Raw genomic sequence first — 601 nt, 5'->3', positions numbered from 1 at the left:
CATTTTGGGCAGAAAAAAAGCAGGAGACCTTTTTCAGATTTCCTGCTCGGTGTGCCGCTGTGTGGGCGGCGGGTATTTAGTTGTAAAAGTTCGGGACAAGTTGACCCGATGTGTGGGTGGCAAACTGGAATTAATCAGTTTCTTGTAACCTTTCGAATAGTTGGCTATCAATTTTATAAATTCCTTGATAAGGCTGTTCAATATAGTATTTACCACTATCCTCATACGCAAAGATAGTACTTGTTCCTGTCTCAAACTGGAAGTCAATTTTGATATAACTTTCCACTTGTGGACAGTCTTGAACACTTTCCTTCTTAGTCGGTTCAGAACTGGAAATATCGGCGATTATTTCACTTATCCAAGTTTTGTCTGAATGACTTACTGTATTTTCCCCAAAAGTTATATCAATAGATGTAATCTCGTCGGTTTGAGGTAACGTAATAGGAGCTACCTTTTTTCCACACGCAACTAAAGTCAGTACACAAGTAAGACACAAAAACAAAGAAAGAAATTTTTTCATAAGCATATTACCTCCAAATTCCGATTAGTCGTTGACTTCATTATACTTTATTCGACCGTCAAAGTATAGAGAGATTTTGTA

1 protein-coding gene is annotated in these 601 nt (G+C 37.4%); it reads right to left on the bottom strand.

Annotated features, from left to right (window positions below; all coding sequences use genetic code 11):
- Positions 1–130: 130 nt before the first annotated feature.
- The gene (locus DXB70_RS13985; protein ID WP_029731695.1) at positions 131–520 is read right to left on the bottom strand and encodes a DUF5301 domain-containing protein; all 390 of its coding nucleotides are present in this window, start codon (positions 518–520) and stop codon (positions 131–133) included.
- Positions 521–601: the final 81 nt, after the last annotated feature.

It is taken from the genome of Clostridium sp. OM05-5BH (genome assembly GCF_003481505.1).
GTDB lineage: Bacteria > Bacillota > Clostridia > Lachnospirales > Lachnospiraceae > Otoolea > Otoolea fessa.
This window is presented reverse-complemented; position numbering and strand designations above follow the sequence as displayed.

Excerpts from the sequence above, each read along its gene's own strand:
- DXB70_RS13985 (WP_029731695.1), bottom strand. The coding sequence starts at position 520 with ATGAAAAAATTTCTTTCTTTGTTTTTGTGTCTTACTTGTGTACTGACT.